This is a genomic window from Methylomicrobium lacus LW14 (genome assembly GCF_000527095.1).
GTDB classification, from domain to species: Bacteria; Pseudomonadota; Gammaproteobacteria; order Methylococcales; family Methylomonadaceae; genus Methylomicrobium; species Methylomicrobium lacus.
The window spans coordinates 666,258-683,075 of sequence record NZ_AZUN01000001.1; the positions used below are offsets into that span (position 1 = coordinate 666,258).

8 protein-coding genes and 1 pseudogene are annotated in these 16,818 nt (G+C 54.4%); 6 read left to right on the top strand and 3 right to left on the bottom strand.

The features are described 5' to 3' along the window. Positions 1-44: 44 nt before the first annotated feature. The 3 genes and pseudogenes from METLA_RS20480 (at position 45) to METLA_RS0102950 (ending at position 10,824) form a co-directional block, all read left to right on the top strand. Positions 45-7,304 carry a Calx-beta domain-containing protein gene (locus METLA_RS20480; RefSeq protein ID WP_024297130.1) on the top strand — a complete coding sequence of 2,420 codons (7,260 nt, stop codon included), beginning with the start codon at positions 45-47 and terminating at the stop codon, positions 7,302-7,304. A gap of 286 nt (positions 7,305-7,590) precedes the next feature. Continuing rightward, positions 7,591-8,482 (top strand): annotated as a pseudogene (locus tag METLA_RS21710) (ISAs1 family transposase). 221 nt (positions 8,483-8,703) lie between these two features. Continuing rightward, positions 8,704-10,824 carry a M10 family metallopeptidase C-terminal domain-containing protein gene (locus tag METLA_RS0102950; protein ID WP_024297131.1) on the top strand — a complete coding sequence of 707 codons (2,121 nt, stop codon included), beginning with the start codon at positions 8,704-8,706 and terminating at the stop codon, positions 10,822-10,824. A gap of 173 nt (positions 10,825-10,997) precedes the next feature. Here the strand turns inward: METLA_RS0102950 and METLA_RS0102955 are convergent, their stop codons facing one another. After that, positions 10,998-11,408, bottom strand: a complete 411-nt coding sequence (locus tag METLA_RS0102955) for a hypothetical protein (protein WP_024297132.1) — start codon at positions 11,406-11,408, stop codon at positions 10,998-11,000. Here METLA_RS0102955 and tnpA point away from each other — a divergent pair. The 3 genes from tnpA (at position 11,407) to tnpC (ending at position 13,689) form a co-directional block, all read left to right on the top strand. Then, the gene (gene tnpA, locus METLA_RS0102960) at positions 11,407-11,694 is read left to right on the top strand and encodes an IS66 family insertion sequence element accessory protein TnpA (protein ID WP_024297133.1); all 288 of its coding nucleotides are present in this window, start codon (positions 11,407-11,409) and stop codon (positions 11,692-11,694) included. The two genes, METLA_RS0102955 and tnpA, sit on opposite strands and share 2 nt — an antisense overlap. Next, on the top strand, positions 11,682-12,032 hold the full coding sequence (gene tnpB, locus METLA_RS0102965) for an IS66 family insertion sequence element accessory protein TnpB (protein ID WP_024296659.1): 351 nt from the start codon (positions 11,682-11,684) through the stop codon (positions 12,030-12,032). Before tnpA ends, tnpB begins: the two co-directional genes overlap by 13 nt. A gap of 64 nt (positions 12,033-12,096) precedes the next feature. Beyond that, positions 12,097-13,689, top strand: coding sequence for an IS66 family transposase (gene tnpC / locus METLA_RS0102970; protein WP_024297134.1), 1,593 nt, complete (start codon positions 12,097-12,099; stop codon positions 13,687-13,689). A gap of 1 nt (position 13,690) precedes the next feature. Here the strand turns inward: tnpC and METLA_RS0102975 are convergent, their stop codons facing one another. Then, positions 13,691-14,293 carry a class I SAM-dependent methyltransferase gene (locus METLA_RS0102975; protein WP_245598718.1) on the bottom strand — a complete coding sequence of 201 codons (603 nt, stop codon included), beginning with the start codon at positions 14,291-14,293 and terminating at the stop codon, positions 13,691-13,693. A 2-nt stretch (positions 14,294-14,295) separates the two neighbouring features. Next, positions 14,296-16,815, bottom strand: a complete 2,520-nt coding sequence (gene glgP / locus METLA_RS0102980) for an alpha-glucan family phosphorylase (protein ID WP_024297136.1) — start codon at positions 16,813-16,815, stop codon at positions 14,296-14,298. Positions 16,816-16,818 lie beyond the last annotated feature (3 nt).

Here is a 16,818-nt window from a genome sequence, read left to right on the forward strand (position 1 = left end):
CAGGTCATCAGCATTGAAGTTAATCCAAGCTGAGGATATAGAGAATGGCGACAACGACAGTCGGCTTAAAAAACGAGCATCTACTCACCCTAGTGTCTAAGGCTATTTCTGATGGTAAATATAACTATCAAGAACTCCTCGATCTGCTCCAGACGGCGGCTATTCAAGGAGTTACTGAAACGGAATGGACCGATCTAAAAACGATATATAGCAATTATCAAAGCATTTTGGGTGATGCAGCAAGTCGCGACTATTTAAAAGCCATTTTCTATAACGTCATCTTCGGCAATCCCGCGAATGAAACATGGTGGGGCGGTTCCAAGCCAGAGCCCCTGGGCAATTTACAAGCCGGCTCTACTGAGCAGCAGGTTGTACGCTTGATTGATAAGTGGTTTTTGGGGCTAGATTTACCGTTGACGGTTAGCGGAGAGAAGGCACTAAAGAGCAAGGACGGCTCCAGTGCCTTTGTTTATAAAACTGCTGATGGTGATCTGTTTTTCGAAGGTGCAAGCGAAAAAGACATCGTACAAGGACAAGCCCAAACATGCTATTTGCTGTCGGCTTTAGGCTCAATCGCCAGGGTAAAAAGTCAGTTTATTTACGATGATTTCATCGATAATGGTAACGGCACCTATGGTGTGAAACTGTATGCCAATGGCGAACCCGCTTACACTACAGTGAATCTCAGTTTACCTACTTACAAAACGAACGGCAAACTGGTATTTGTGAGTGACGATGTGAATAGAACGCTCAATGGAGAACTTTGGATTTCTCTGTTGGAAAAAGCCTATGCCCAATTTAATTCTCAATTCAATACCCAGGAATTCTCCGCTCAAGAAGTAAGGCTCTTACGTCTTCATGACAATAAGGATGTTGATTACTCGGAGTTGCCATGGTCCAAAGAAAATAGTTACACGGCCATAGGCAGATCATTTGCGCAAGCCATTAAACAGTTTACCAATCTCAATTACAAATATTACTCCTCCTTTTTAAAGGATAAGGGTTTAAATGATGACAGCGACTCAGGCGTGTTGTATTCGGAAGACCCTAAAACTTACAAACAAACACTGATCGATGCCCTCAATGCTGGGGAAATAGGCTGGTTAGCGGCCTATGGTGCGACTACAGATAGATCCCATAAAGTATTCAACTTTATCCAGGGACATGCCTTTATGTTACTGGGGTACAACCCTGAAACCGATAAATTTATTTTCAGAAATCCTTGGGGCGGGGCGGTTCAAACCCTCTCATACAACTCTGAATTTGAAGTGCCCATAGAATATTTCTGGAACAAATATGTCAAAGCTGTCGTGGCTATCTCCGACTCAACCTTAGCGGACCCGGTTTTTAGTTATACGATTGGTGTTCAGGGTGCGGATACGGTGAGTGAAGGCGGAAACCTAACCTTTGCCGTTACACGCAACGCCAGCGGCGCAGAGTCAACGATTTATGTGAGCACGGTTCAGGATACTGCCAATAACAGTGATTATTTGGGCTTCAACAAGGTCGCGATAACATTTTCCAAGTCCGACACCACGAAGTTGGTCACCGTTGACACCTACGCGGATACCCTCAGTGAAGAGACAGAGTCTTTGCATCTTAATCTGTATCAATCGTATGATGATGCTTCTTCTGTTACCTCTCAAAAAGCCTATATTGAAAATGTTGCTAGCACACAGGATTACAGTTATACGATTGATAGCAAGGAAAGCACGGCCAAGGAAGGCGGCACGGTTATCTTTACGATTACCCGTAATGGCATGGGTTCTTCCTCTACGGTTTATCTGAGTACGATAAATGGCAACGCGGATGGCGCCGATTACAAAGGTTTTGAGAAGGGAGCCTTGAGATTCGAGGATTTTGAAGAGAGTAAGGTTGTCAGAATTAATACTCTTACCGATAGCTTGAGCGAAGACACCGAAACGTTCTCCTTGGATCTGTATAAAAACATTACTGACACAGATAAGGCGGTCAGTGCAACCGGTTATATCCAGGATCAGTTCTTATCTACCTATACCTACCTCGTTACCTCTAGCGCCAGCGCACCCGATGCGGCCGCAAAAGAAGGCGGTGAAGTGACTTTCACGATCCTGCGTAGCGGTACCGGAGACGCATCTACGGTCTATGTTTCCACAAGTTTTGGTACGGCTGACCCAACCGACTACATAGGGCTGAATAAACAAGCGATTACCTTTGCGCCCAATCAACAAAAAGCGACCGTCACGGTCAAGATCAATCAGGACTGGCTGCTGGAAGAGGATGAGTTTTTTACCCTTGATCTCTACAAAACCAGTGCAGATGCCATTTATACAACCTATGCGCCCGCTTTTATACGGGGTATCAGGGAAAGTGACATCATAACAGATTCCCAAGGTGACATCGTTGACTTAAATACAACGGACGAGACGTTATACAACTACACCATTATCCATGACGCAAGTTCGGGGGCTAATGAAGGGGACGAAATAACGTTTACCATTACTCGCTCTGACAGCGGAACGCCGTCAACCGTTTATCTGAGCACCTCCGGCAGCAGCGCTGACAGCAGTGATTTTGCCGTTTATGACAAATATCGACTCGATTTTAAGGCAGATGAACGGGTCAAACCCTTTAAAGTCAAGACGTACCATGACAGCACAACTGAAGATAAAGAAAGTTTTTCGCTCAATCTCTATAGAAATTATGCGGACAGCAACCCTGCACTCCATAGTTCCGCCGATATTCAGAACGTAACCCCCGTTTATAGCTATACCCTCAGCGCAGATGCGTCGGTATCCGAAGGCGATGCACTGACGGTGACCATCACCCGTTCGGGTGACAATGACTCAGAATCGACCGTTTATCTGCACGCCTCAGGGAGTGCAGACGCCTTTGATTTTGAGCAGCCCTATTTTAGGGCGATTACCTTTAACTCTTCCGGATCCCAAACGATTACCCTAGACACTTACCAGGACAGTATCGATGAGGGCACCGAAGAGTTCAATTTGCTGCTATTCGACAGTTACGCCGATGCACTCAATTACACGGTGTCTGAACATGCGCATGTTAGCCTGCAAAACGTCAAACCACCCGTCAACTACGACTATGACATCACCAACGTTACGTCCGTTGTTGAAGGGGATTCGATAACGTTTACGATTACTCGCAGCAGCACGGAAACAGCGTCCACGGTCTACCTAAAGACCTACGGTAGTGCGGACGGCAGTGATTATGATGAGACCAAGTGGCAAAACCAGTCCGTGGTCTTTGAAGATGGCAAAGCTAGTAAAACGGTAACGCTCGACACTTATTCGGATAAGTTGGTAGAGGGCAATGAATACGTCGCCTTGGGGCTGTACCGAAGCTACCAAGATCTCCTCAATTACACTGAGTACACACAGAGTTATATTACCATTCAGGACGGACTCCCCCCCAGCACATCCACCTACAGCATCACTGGCAGCAACTCCCCAGTGATTGAAGGCGCTCTGGTGACCTTTACCGTTACCCGGAGCGGCAGTAGCGCCGCGTCGAGCGTGTATCTGAGCACCTGGAATGGTACGGCGACAGGCAGCGATTATGCCGTGCAGGATAATGTGCGGTTTGACTTTGCTGATGGCGAACTCCAAAAAACCGTGACCATTGCCACCTCTGCCGATACGGAAGAGGAGGGCGATGAGTCATTTACGCTAGGGGTATACGCCAGTGCTTCCGATGCCCAGAACCGTAATAATGCCTTGAGCGTAGAGTCGGCGACTATTGCGGACAAGGTCAGTTACAGCATCAGCAGCAACTCCCCGGTGGTTGAAGGGGCTCCGATGACCTTTACCGTTACCCGGAGCGGCAGTAGCGCTGCGTCGAGCGTGTATCTGAGCACTGTGAACGGCACGGCGACCGGCGGCAGCGATTATGCCGTGCAGGATAATGTGCGGTTTGACTTTGCTGATGGCGAACTCCAAAAAACCGTGACCATTGCCACCTCTGCCGATACGGAAGTGGAGGGCGATGAGTCATTTACGCTAGGGGTATACGCCAGTGCCGCCGATGCCCAGAACCGTAATAATGCCTTGAGCGTAGGGTCGGCGACCATTGCGGACAAGGTCAGTTACAGCATCAGCAGCAACTCCCCCGTGGTTGAAGGGGCTCCGGTGACCTTTACCGTTACCCGGAGCGGCAGCAGTAGCGCCGCGTCGAGCGTGTATTTGAGTACCACGAACGGTACAGCTGACGGCAGCGATTACAGCGTGCAGGATAATGTGCGGTTTGACTTTGCTGATGGCGAACTCCAAAAAACCGTGACCATTGCTACCTCTGCCGATACGGAAGAGGAGGGCGATGAGTCTTTTACGCTAGGGGTATACGCCAGTGCTTCCGATGCCCAGAACGGTAATAATGCCTTGAGCGTGGGTTCGGCGACAATTACGGACAACGTCAGTTATAGCATCATCAGCAATTCCCCTGTGGTTGAAGGCGAACCGGTGACATTTACGATTACCCGCAGCGGCAGCAGTAGTTTAGCGGCGGGCGTGTATCTGAGCACCTGGGACGGAACGGCGACCAGTGGCAGTGATTATGCCGGGCTGGATAAAACGCTGTTTGAGTTTGCACCCAATCAAACCAGCAGAACGGTTACCATCCCCACCCACGTAGATACAGAACTCGAGAGCAGTGAGTATTTCTCGCTAGGCTTGTTTGCTACCTATGAAGATGCGCTCAATAATCATTATGTGAGCTGGGACTCAGCCACTATTACGGATAATACCAGCTATAGCGTTACCCGCACCAGCAACGACCCGGTGGTTGAAGGCGATCCGGTAACCTTTCGCGTCACCCGCAGCGGCAGCAGCACGGCCCTGGCGGTGGACGTGTACGTCAAATTCCGGGACGGCAGCGCCGAAGACAGCCAGGATTATATCGCCCCGAACATGCGCGTGCATTTTGAGCCGGGCGAAACCCAACGGGTCGTGGACGTGGCTACCTTGCTCGATACCCAGCTTGAGAATGAGGAGGCTTTCTGGCTGGACCTGTATGCGACGCTGGACGAGGCGATTGCCGGGAGCAATGTGCTGGCTTCGGCAGAAGGCGCGATCGAGGACGATACCCACTATGCGTTAACCGGCGACGATACGGCGATCGAAGGTGCTCCGGTAACCTTTCGCGTCACCCGCAGCGGCAGCAGCACCGCCCTGGCGGCGGACGTGTACGTCAAATTCCGGGACGGCAGCGCCGAAGACAGCCAGGATTATATCGCCCCGAACATGCGCGTGCATTTTGAGCCGGGCGAAACCCAACGGGTCGTGGACGTGGCTACCTTGCTCGATACCAAGCTTGAGAATGAGGAGGCTTTCTGGCTGGACCTGTATGCGACGCTGGACGAGGCGATTGCCGGGAGCAATGTGCTGGCTTCGGCAGAAGGCGCGATCGAGGACGATACCCACTATGCGTTAACCGGCGACGATACGGCGATCGAAGGCGCTCCGGTAAGTTTTACGGTAACCCGCAGCGGCAGCAGCACCGCCCTGGCGGCGGACGTGTACGTCAAATTCCGGGACGGCAGCGCCGAAGCCAGCCAGGATTATATCGCCCCGAACATGCGCGTGCATTTTGAGCCGGGCGAAACCCAACGGGTCGTGGACGTGGCCACCTTGCTCGATACCCAGCTTGAGGATGAGGAGACTTTCTGGCTGGACCTGTATGCGACGCTGGACGAGGCGATTGCCGGGAGCAATGTGCTGGCTTCGGCAGAATGCGCGATCGAGGACGATACCCACTATGCGTTAACCGGCGACGATACGGCGATCGAAGGCGCTCCGGTAAGTTTTACGGTGACCCGCAGCGGCAGCAGCACCGCCCTAGCGGCGGACGTGTATGTCAAATTCCGTGACGGCAGCGCCGAAGCCGGCCAAGATTATATTGCCCCGAACCAACTCGTGCATTTTGAGCCGGGCCAAACTGAACAGGCCGTGGACGTGGCGACCTTGCTCGATACCCAGATTGAGAATGAGGAGACTTTCTGGCTGGACCTGTATGCGACACTGGACGATGCGATTGCCGGGGGGAACATGCTGGCTTCGGCGCGGGGGGATATTGACAATCGCGGCGCGTTGACTTTTATTGCCCCCGGATCAAGTAATATTGATTCAGACAATATTCCCTCTATTAGCGCCAAGGGCCGCTATGTCGTGTTTCCGTCCGATGCTAAGCTGGCTGGAGACAACAACGGAAAATCGGATATTTTTAAATACACTATCGACACTCAGTCCATCGACTTGATCTCCACTGGCGCCAACGGCCAAGGGAACGACGACTCCTTGTTCCCCTCCATCAGCGCCGACGGCCGCTATGTGGTATTTTACTCCTGGGCGAGTAATCTGCTGGGGGCTGAAGACACGAATGGAACTCTCGATGTCTTCCTGCGCGATACCCAGAACGGCATCACTACCTTGATTGCCACTGGCGCCGCGCTGCAGGATCGTGTTTTAAAATATACTTCTAATGCAGCTGTCAGTGACAAACGCGCCGATGGCTCCTATTATGTCGCATTTTCTTCCCGTTCGGATATTGCACAAGCCGGAGACAATGACGGGCACCCAGATATCTTTTTATACAATACCACCACCCAGGCCATTGACTTGGCCTCCACCGGTGCCAATGGTCCGGGGATAGATAGTGCTTCTTTTGACCCCGCCATCAGCGCGGATGGCCACTCTGTGGTGTTTGAGTCCGATACGGACAACCTGGTGGCGGGCGATACCAACGGCACAAGAGATATCTTCCTGCGCGATACCCAGAACGGCACCACTACCCTGGTCTCCACCGGGGTGAATGGCCAGGGAAATGGCGGTTCTTTTGACCCCGCCATCAGCGCGGATGGCCACTTTGTGGTGTTTGAGTCCGATGCGGACAACCTGGTGGCGGGCGATACCAACGGCACAAGGGATATCTTTTTATATAATACCCAGACAAAGGCTATCACCTTGATTTCTACCGGCGCCAATGGTCCGGGAAATGGCAACTCATATGCGCCTAGCATCAGTTTGGACGGACGTTATGTGGTGTTTGGGTCCGATGCGGACAACCTGGTGGCGGGCGATACCAACGGCACAAGGGATATCTTTTTATATAATACCCAGACAAACGCCATCACCTTGATTTCTACCGGCGCCAATGGTTCGGGAAATGGCAACTCATATGCGCCTAGCATCAGTTCCGATGGACGTTATGTGAGCTTTTTATCCGAGGCGGATAACTTCGGAACGGAAGGGGGAGGCAGCATTGGAATCCCAGGGATCTTCTTGGCAACTGGGGATGGCTGGTGGTTGTGAAACGAATCAAGCCTGTCAGGTGGAATAGGCTCTGCCGGATTCCGCCGTGCAAGCCGTAGGATGGAGGATTGCTTGTCTTGACCCCTTCTATTGCTCGCATTGAAGCGCGACGAGCACTCACAAGTATCTAACCCGTAATAAGGCGGAACCGGCTCTGCCGGGTTCCGCAGAAGGAGAGTGGCTTGTCTGGTATGGCGGCGGAACCAGGGCTATCGCATGAAGTTTGGCTTGACAAGAGGTGCGGCAATATGGCTTAAAGGAAGCTTTTGCGCGAGCCCGCGGAGCCATGGATACCCCAGAAACGTCGATTTTGGATCACTTTAGCAATTTGCAAGACCCCCGCACGCGGCATCCGGACCACCCCTTGCAGGAACTTTTGCTGGTGGCGCTGTGCGCCATCCTGAGCGGGGCGGATAACTGGGTGGATATGGCGGATTGGGGGCGGGAGAAGTTGGAATGGTTGCGACGGTTTCTGCCAACGGCGGAGAAGTCGAACGAAATCACCGCCATTCCAGAACTGCTGGACGCGCTGCTGTTGAAGGGCTGCCTGGTTACGATCGACGCCATGGGTTGCCAAAAGGCCATCGCCACCAAGATCATCGAACGGGGCGCCGATTACGCCCTCATGGTGAAGAACAACCAGCCGACACTGGCGGCGGCCGGCCGTGGAGAACTTCTTCGAGGCGGCGGAACGCGACGGGTTCGAGGGGGTGCACACGCGGGCCGAGTGGGTAGATGGCGGTCACGGGCGCATCGAGACGCGCCGTTGCGTCGTCGAGGAACCGCCGGCCGGACAATCGGGGCTGGCCAATTGGCCGGCGCTCAAGACCTTGGTCTTGGTCGAAGCCATTCGCGAAATCAACGGCAAAACCACTGTCGAGCGGCGCTACTACATCAGCTCGGGCCAAGCCGAAGCCGAGTACATGGGGCAGGCCGTGCGCGGGCACTGGGGCATTGAGAACAAGCTGCACTGGTCGCTGGACGTGGCCTACGGCGAAGATCAGGCACGTATGTGCGAGGGTAACTCAGCGGTGAATTTCTCTATCATGCGCCGTATCACCCTCAATTTGATCCGCTCCGACAAGACGCGCAAGACCGGCGTCAAGAACTGCCGCCTCAAAGCCGGCTGGAGCGACGCTTATAGACAAAAATTGCTCGGTTCGCAAGACTTGGCTTGATACGATTGCCCTGGGGGATAGCAATGGATTTAGTGATATATTCCTGGCTACCGGTGATGGTTGGTGGTGGGGTTAAGCAGGATAAATGTGATGATTTTGAACCAGCTTGTGTGGCTGAATGGGCTATGCCTAGTGGGTGTTGCCTGGCCAAAAGTTCTGCCGAAGTTTCGATTGATCTGCACACACGGTGTCTCCCCATTTAAATTAAACAGGTTTTGCGAATGAGTACTTTATACGATAACGCGATTAACGAACGCCCTGTATTCCTAGGGCATACTTTTTCTGAGTATAGAAACGATTATGCCATGGCCGCCATCAACGCCGAGGGCACCGTGATAACTTGGGGTTACCCCGACTATGGTGGCGATATCAGCGCAGTCAGCGGTCTTCTCAATGGCGCTATTGATGTCGTCCAGTTGTATAGTAACTCCGCCGCGTTTGCCGCCTTGCGTGCAGACGGTTCAGTGGTGACATGGGGTAACACGGGGGAGAATAGCGGGTCATTGCTACCGGCATTAAACGGAAACGTAGACGTTAAGACGGTCTTTTCGACCAGTAGCGCGTTTGCCGCCTTGCGTGTCGACGGCTCAGTCGCAACCTGGGGCGCTCCGGGGGCGGGAGGAGACAGTACCGAGGTGGCCAGTCAGATTAACGGTGCTATGGACGTGACTCAGGTCAGTTCAACTGCGGCGGCCTTCGCGGCAATTCGCGCCGATGGTTCGGTGATTACCTGGGGCTATAGTTCTTTCGGGGGAGATAGCAGCGAAGTCGCCAATGACATCAACGGCAACATTGATGTCAAACAAATTTTTTCTACAGGCTCTGCTTTCGCGGCGTTACGTGCGGATGGCTCGGTGGTTACTTGGGGAAATGCTAATGATGGCGGTGACAGTACCAAAGTCGTCGCCGAGCTGAACGGTAACGATGATCTGAAGGATGTAGATTTTATCTTCGCTAACTCTGCTGTCTTTGCGGCACACAGAGTCGACGGTTCTCTGGTGGTGTGGGGCAATATCGCCAATGGTGCCGATGTCAGTACGGTCAGCAATGAAATTGACGGCGATACCGACGTAACCCAAGTTGCTTCGACCCTTTCCGCTTTCGCGGCATTGCGCGCGGATGGTTCCGTGGTGACATGGGGAGATGCTAAAGCGGGCGGCGACAGTAGCGCGGCGACTGAACAGCTACACAACGTCGACCGAATCTATGCCACGAGTTCTGCATTTGCGGCGCTGCGCAAAGACGGCTCCGTGGTAACCTGGGGTTTCGATGGCTATGGGGGAGATAGCCAGAGCGTGGCACAAAAACTCGATGGCACAATTCCGGTAGAGAGGATCGTATCAAATGATCACGCGTTTGCCGCTCTGCGCGCAGATGGTTCGGTTATCGTTTGGGGCAGCTTACTTGCAGGGGGGAATCTTGAAGAGATTCAAGCCCAGTTGGATGGCTCCGTAGATGTTATTCAACTCACGGCATCGAGTCTGGCATTTGCCGCTTTACTGGCAGACGGCAGGGTGGTTGCCTGGGGAGATCTTAATTTTGGCGGCGACAGCTCGGAGGTGGCTGCGCAATTAACGGGCATCACAAGCCTGGTTGATCTTGCCTATAAACCTGTCGTACCCGTGGTACCTGACGAGCCTGAAGATCCAGACCAGGTCGGCACGTCAAAATCGAACTCTTTAGTTGGTGATGCACAGGATAATAATCTGTACGGTTTAGGCGGCAAGGACGATCTATTTGGTGAAGGTGGTAATGATGTTCTTGATGGCGGCAAGGGTGTTGATTTTCTAAGAGGTGGTCAAGGAGATGATACTTATATAGTCGATCATGCAAAGGATGTTGTGCTAGAAAGGGCAGACGAGGGGGTTGATACGGTGCTCTCGAACAAGTCGTATACACTGCCTGAGCATGTTGAAAAACTGATACTAACAGGGAATGGAGCCATTAAAGGAACCGGCAATGCAGGCGATAACGTACTGCTTGGTAATGATAAAGCCAATACTTTAACCGGCAAACTCGGTGCTGATGTGCTAACGGGGGGGGCCGGCAAAAATAAATTCGTTTATACCAGTATCGATGATTCGTTACCGGACAGTTTTGACACGATTACTGACTTACTATACGGAGATAAGATCAATCTTAAAGCCATTGATGCCGATACGCTGACATCAAAAAATGATGCTTTTACCTTCATCGGTGCCTTGGAATTTGAGAGTATAGCAGGCCAGTTACGGTTTGCAGATGGTTTCCTCGAAGCCGACGTCAATGGCGATGCGCAAGCAGATTTTATGATCGAGCTGACTGGTAGAGACAGTATAAGCGCAGATTTTTTTGTACTTTAGGGAGACAGGTTCTACTTTTTCTAAAGATTCAACCGCCATATTGGGCTGCATTGGCCGCCACTAACGAAGAAGCATCAGGTCCAAGCGACCGATGGATCATTGGGGGAGCAAGAAACAGTTTGGCAAGAAAACCAGATAATGGAATAGGGCGCTAATGCAGTTATGCAGTGTGGCTAACCTTCGTTTTTTTGAAACGCATAAATCTCATATTTGATAAGCCGGAGCCGGCTCAGTAGTTCCAGCGTCGCAGTCTCGATCATCGCGAAGCCGTTAAAAAATGAGGCCTGCCACGCCAATTTCCGGATGTACGCGTAAGTGGGCAGGGTATTGACGGTAATATCCCGTTCGACCAGAATCTTGAAGCCGGAAGCATTGGCCAGACGGCGATAGTCCTCGCGCGTATATTGCACATTGCATCTGCCGTAAAATCCCCGGCTCAGACGCTCCGGCAGCCTGATTTTGGCGAATGGCACGATGATCGGCGCCGGAATGAAATCGGACAATGGTAAGCGTTCAACCGTACCGCCTATAAAATAATTTTCGTCTGTCGCATCCTGTCCTTTTTTTGTCAGGAGTTTTGGCATGGCTATCACAGCGAAATGGCGTCAGCATATTGAAGCGTGGCAACGTAGCGGGCTATCACAAGCCGCGTATTGCGCCGAGCGGCAACTCAATGTCCGTACCTTCACGGCGCGTTTGAGCGACTATCGCAAATTGCCCCAGCCAGAGTCGGCAGCCTTAATACCGGTGCATGTTCAGCCGTCTGCGCCTGCCGCGATTGTCTTCACGCATGCCCAAGGTCACCGCCTGGAGTTGTCCGCTACCGTATCAGCGCGCTGGGTGGCGGAGTTGTTGCGATGCCTGGCTTGATTGCGAGTCCGGCACAGATCTGGCTGGCGGTGGCGCCGGTCGATATGCGGCGCGGCCTGGATGGCTTAACCGCAATCGTCCAGCAAAGCCTGGGGCACCCGCCTGGCTGCGGATCGGCCTTCATCTTCCGCAACCGTGCCGGCAACCGCTTGCGCCTGTTGCTGTGGGACGGCAATGGGGTTTGGCTGTGCCAGCGGCGGTTGCATCGAGGCAGTTTTGTTTGGCCCAAAGCCTCTGACCCGGTCTTTGCGCTCAGTCAGGCCCAGTGGCAGTGGCTTGTGGCTGGTGTCGATTGGCAACGGCTATCGGCACAACCGTCAACAGAATGGCGGGTGTAAGGTACGGTATTGAAACCTAGTAAAATCAAGGCGTTCAGTGGGTTTATGCAGTATAATAACGGCCATGAATCCCCTCGCCAAACTCGATCAGTTGAACCTGGAGCCTTCGGCAAAAACCGAAGTAGCCGCATTGATTCAAGCGCTGATCGAGCAGGCTGAGCGGGATGCCAAAGCCATTCAGAGCAAAGGCGTCAAAATCGCCGCGCTGACCCACGAGTTGGCGTATTACAAGCGCATCCGTTTCAGCACCAAGAGCGAAGCCTTGGCCCCGCTGCAGCGGGATGTGTTCGAGGAAACCTGGAACACGGATATTTCGGCCATCGACGCGGACGTCGAGCAACTGCAAGATGCCAGTCCTTGTACCACGGTGGTCCGCCCCAAACGCCTGCGCGCCGGCCGGCAACCGTTACCGTCTCACTTGCCGCGCATCGAACACCGCCACGAACCCGAATCCTGCACCTGCGGGCACTGCGGCCGGGAGTTGGTCAAGATCGGCGAAGATGTGACCGAGCAACTGGATGTCGAGCCGGCGAAGTTCTTCGTCCATCGCCATATCCGCCCGCAATATGCCTGCCGGAGCTGCGAGACCGTGACGGCGGCGCCGATTCCGCCGGCGGTGATCGATGGCGGTCTGGCGGCGGTCGGCTTGTTGAGCTGGGTGATGATCAGCAAATTCCAGGACCATCTGCCGCTCTACCGCTTGGAGCAGATCGCCGCCCGCGACGGCGTGATCTTGTCCCGTTCCACCCTGGCCGACTGGGTCGGACGTCTCGGCGTCGCCTTGGAACCTTTGGCGGATCGCCTGGCCTGGCATCTTCAACAACGGTCGAGTCTTCATGCCGATGAAACGCCGGTGCCGCAACTGGATCCCGGCAACGGCAAAACCAAGAAAGCCTATTTGTGGGCGTATCGCAGCAATGACCTACAACCGGGGCCCAAGATCCTCGTCTTCGACTATCAAGCCGGTCGCAGCGGCCGGCATGCCGGGCAGTTTCTAGGCGATTGGCAAGGCCATCTCGTGGTCGACGACTACGCCGGCTATAAAGCCTTGTTTGCGGCCGCCCGCGCCCATCCCGAAACTCGACTTCGGCTTGAGCCATGTATCGAACTGGCGTGTTGGGCGCATGCGCGGCGGAAATTCTTCGACCTGTTCCAGGCCAGCCAGAGCCCGATTGCGCAAGAAGCCTTACAGCGCATCGCGGTGCTGTATGCGATTGAAGCCGAAGGCCAAAGCCTGAGTTCAGCGGAACGCCAACGCCTGCGTGCCGAGAAAAGCCGGCCGGCACTGGCCGGCCTGCACGACTGGCTGCAACGCACCCGAACCCACGCCGCGCCCAATACCGCGACCGCTAAAGCCATCGACTACAGCTTGAAACGCTGGATCGCTCTCACACGCTATGCTGAAACCGGCGATCTGCCAATCGACAACAACCCGATTGAAAACAGCATCCGACCTATCGCTTTGGGTAAAAAGAACTGGCTCTTTGCAGGCTCGGAACGCGCCGGAAAACGCGCGGCTGTGATTCAAACCTTGCTCGGCACGGCCAAGCTCAACGGCCTCGATCCTTTGGCCTGGCTAAAAGACACCCTCGAAAAACTGCCTACCTGGCCTAACAGCCGTATCGACGAACTACTGCCTTTCGGCAAATCACATTAAATCACGCCCCCATCAACCTCGCTATGTGGTAGGGTTGGACGCTTACGGACAATGCCAGCATGCCGCCCGGCTTCAATACGCGCCGCGCTTCCCGAAAAAAAGATTCGCGGTCCGGAAAATGAAAGATACATTCGACCGCGAGCACCACATCGAAGCTGTGGTCTGCAAACGGCAGTTTGCAGGCATCGCCCTCGACGAATTCGATTCGATTGCCGGAACGCGGTACGACCTGGGTGCGGGCGCGTTGCAACTGGCGCGAGTCCAGATTCAAACCGGTCAACTGCATCCCGGTGTCATGCTCATTGATATGCGCGATCGTGCCGCCGAAGCCGCAGCCGACGTCCAGTACGCGTAAACCGTTGTTGATCTGACCCGCCCGGCAGATTTCCTGGCTCAGATTTTCCGCGGCCTCGGCAAAATCGGCTCCGGTCGCATCGGCCTGGTGCGGATTTTCCCAATAGCCCCAATGCACGTGCCGTCCGAAGCCTTGTGCGACCGCCGCATTGCCCTCATGCAGCAGTTTCAGCAGATTGTCGAAATAGGGCAGGTTGACGGCTTTGCGTGTGCGGAGGTTGTGCGCCTCGGCGGGGTTGAGTGTATCCAAACTCACTTGATCCATAATATATGTTGAGTCTCGATCGGCACCTGACAGCCAGGATGGCGGGGGATGATGCGGGGGGTGTAATCCTTGAGCAGACGGACTGCCGGAATCGTGAGGCTGTACACATAGCCGTTGACCGCCCCCGGAATCGGGTGATCGATCGGGATCGGATGGATGGCTTGCTGAATGTCGGCGGTCGGCTCCGAGAACAATTGCACCTCGACATCATCGGCGGTCAGATCGCCGAGATAAATATGCAGCTTGAACAGTTGTTGCTTGCCCTGGTCTTCGGCCTGCACCTGCGCGACATGGATTTTCGGCCAGAAGTCTTGCAGATGCTGCTGCCATTGCGTCAGCTCTTTGCCAAGTTCGCCCTGTTTCGCGGCCCGTTCGTGGTAATGCGTGGCCAGGGGCAGGTAGAAACGTTCGGTATATTCCCGCACCATTCGGTTGGCCGAAAAATACGGCGTCAGCGTGGTCATGCTGGCGCGCATTTTTTTTGTCCAGCGTTCGGGAATGCCGTTATCGTTGCGCTCATAAAAGGCCGGCACGATGTCTTCCTCGAGCAGGCGGTAAAGCATCTCCGCCTGTTCCTGATCGCTGTGCCCATCTTCATTGCCGTTCAAGGACCAGCCGACTTCGGGGGTATAGGCCTCGGCCCACCAGCCGTCCAGTTCCGACACATTCAGGCCGCCGTTGACCAGAATCTTCATGCCGCTGGTGCCGCAGGCTTCCCAGGGTCGTTTCGGCGTATTGATCCATAAATCGACGCCTTGCACCAGATATTCCGCGGTGATCATGTCGTAATCGCTCAAAAACACTGCCCGGTCGCGAATCTCCGGGCGGCGCATGAACTGGTGCCACGCCTTGATCAGCAGTTGTCCGGGCTGATCGGCAGGATGCGCCTTGCCGGAAATGACCAGTTGCACCGGCCTGTCCGGATGACACAGGATACGGGCCAGCCGGTCGGGATCGGTCAACAGCAGGTTAGGGCGTTTGTAGGTCGCGAAACGGCGCGCGAAGCCGATTGTCATCACATTCGGATCGAACACGCGCAGCACGCGTTTTTCGAGTTCCTTCTCGGTTAAATTGCTGTGAATGTTCAATTCGCGGTTGTATTCGTCGCGCACGAAATGAACCAGCCGTGCCCGGTTTTTCGCGCGCATCTGCCAAAGCTCCTGGTCCGCGACCCGGTTGAAATTCTGGCCGAGCATCTCGGGATCGCAGAACCAGCGGCCCTTGCCGCACAGCTGTGTCCACAATTCGTCCGCATCCTTCGAATCCCAGGCCGGCACGTGCACGCCGTTGGTCACATTGGTGACCGGGATGTCATGGCGCGACCAGTTCGGAAACAGCGGGCTGAAAATGTCCCGGCTGACTTCCGCATGCAGGCGGCTGACGCCGTTGACCGCCGCGCTGCCGTGTATCGCCAGATAAGCCATGTTGAACGGCGCGGCAGGATCGGTGCAGCCGGGCGCACGGCCGAGACTCAGCAGCGCCGCCACACTGATATCGAGTTCTTTCGCATACAGGCCCAGTTGATTGTTGACCAGGTCCGGACTGAAGCGATCGAAGCCGGCCTCGACCGGCGTATGCGTAGTAAACAGATTGCCGGCGCGGGTAATCGTCAAGGCGGTCGCAAAATCGAGGTCTTTTTCGCGCATCAGGTCACGGGCGCGTTCCAGAACGACCAGCGCCGCATGACCCTCGTTCAGATGGCAGACGTCGGGTGTGATGCCTAGTGCCTGTAAAACGCGCCAGCCGCCGATGCCGAGCAGGATTTCCTGCGCCAATCGGTGGCTGGAGCCGCCGCCGTAGAGCTCGGTCGTGATGCAGCGATCGACCGGATGATTGATCGGATCGTTCGTATCGAGCAAATACAGTTCGATCCGGCCGATTTGCGCCTGCCAGACCCTGACCCACAGCTGGTAGGGCGTCAACAGCTTGATGCGCAGCCATTCGCCGTTCGCATCGCGCACCGGCGTGACCGGCAGGTCGCTGGTATTGCTCGACGGATAGAGCGCAATCTGATTGCCGTCCGCGTCGAAATCCTGGCGAAAATAGCCGTTTTGATACAAGAGGCCGACACCGACCAAGGGCAAACCCAAATCGCTGGCCGCTTTCAAATGATCGCCGGCCAGGAGGCCGAGGCCGCCGGAATAAATCGGCAACGCTTCGCTAAGACCGAACTCCATGCTGAAATAAGCGATCTTCTTCAGCGCGGCTTGCTGTTCGTAATGGTGTTGGAACCAACGATTTTCAGACAAGGCGAGCCGGTGCGCGGACACGATCGTGCGCAGTTTTTGGCAAAAATCCGGGTTCTCGGAGAGTGTTTCGAGGTGCGCATGCGACACCGATTGCAATACCAGCCAGGGATTGCGGGTCAGCCTCCATAACTCGTCATCCAGTTCGGACCAGATTTCATCGGCGCCGTGCGCCCAGGTGTAACTGCAATCTCCGGCCAGTTCGGCCAGGCCGTCGAGTTTTTTGGCCAAGTCGGGCCGAAAGAATCCGCTTGCTTTCATGAC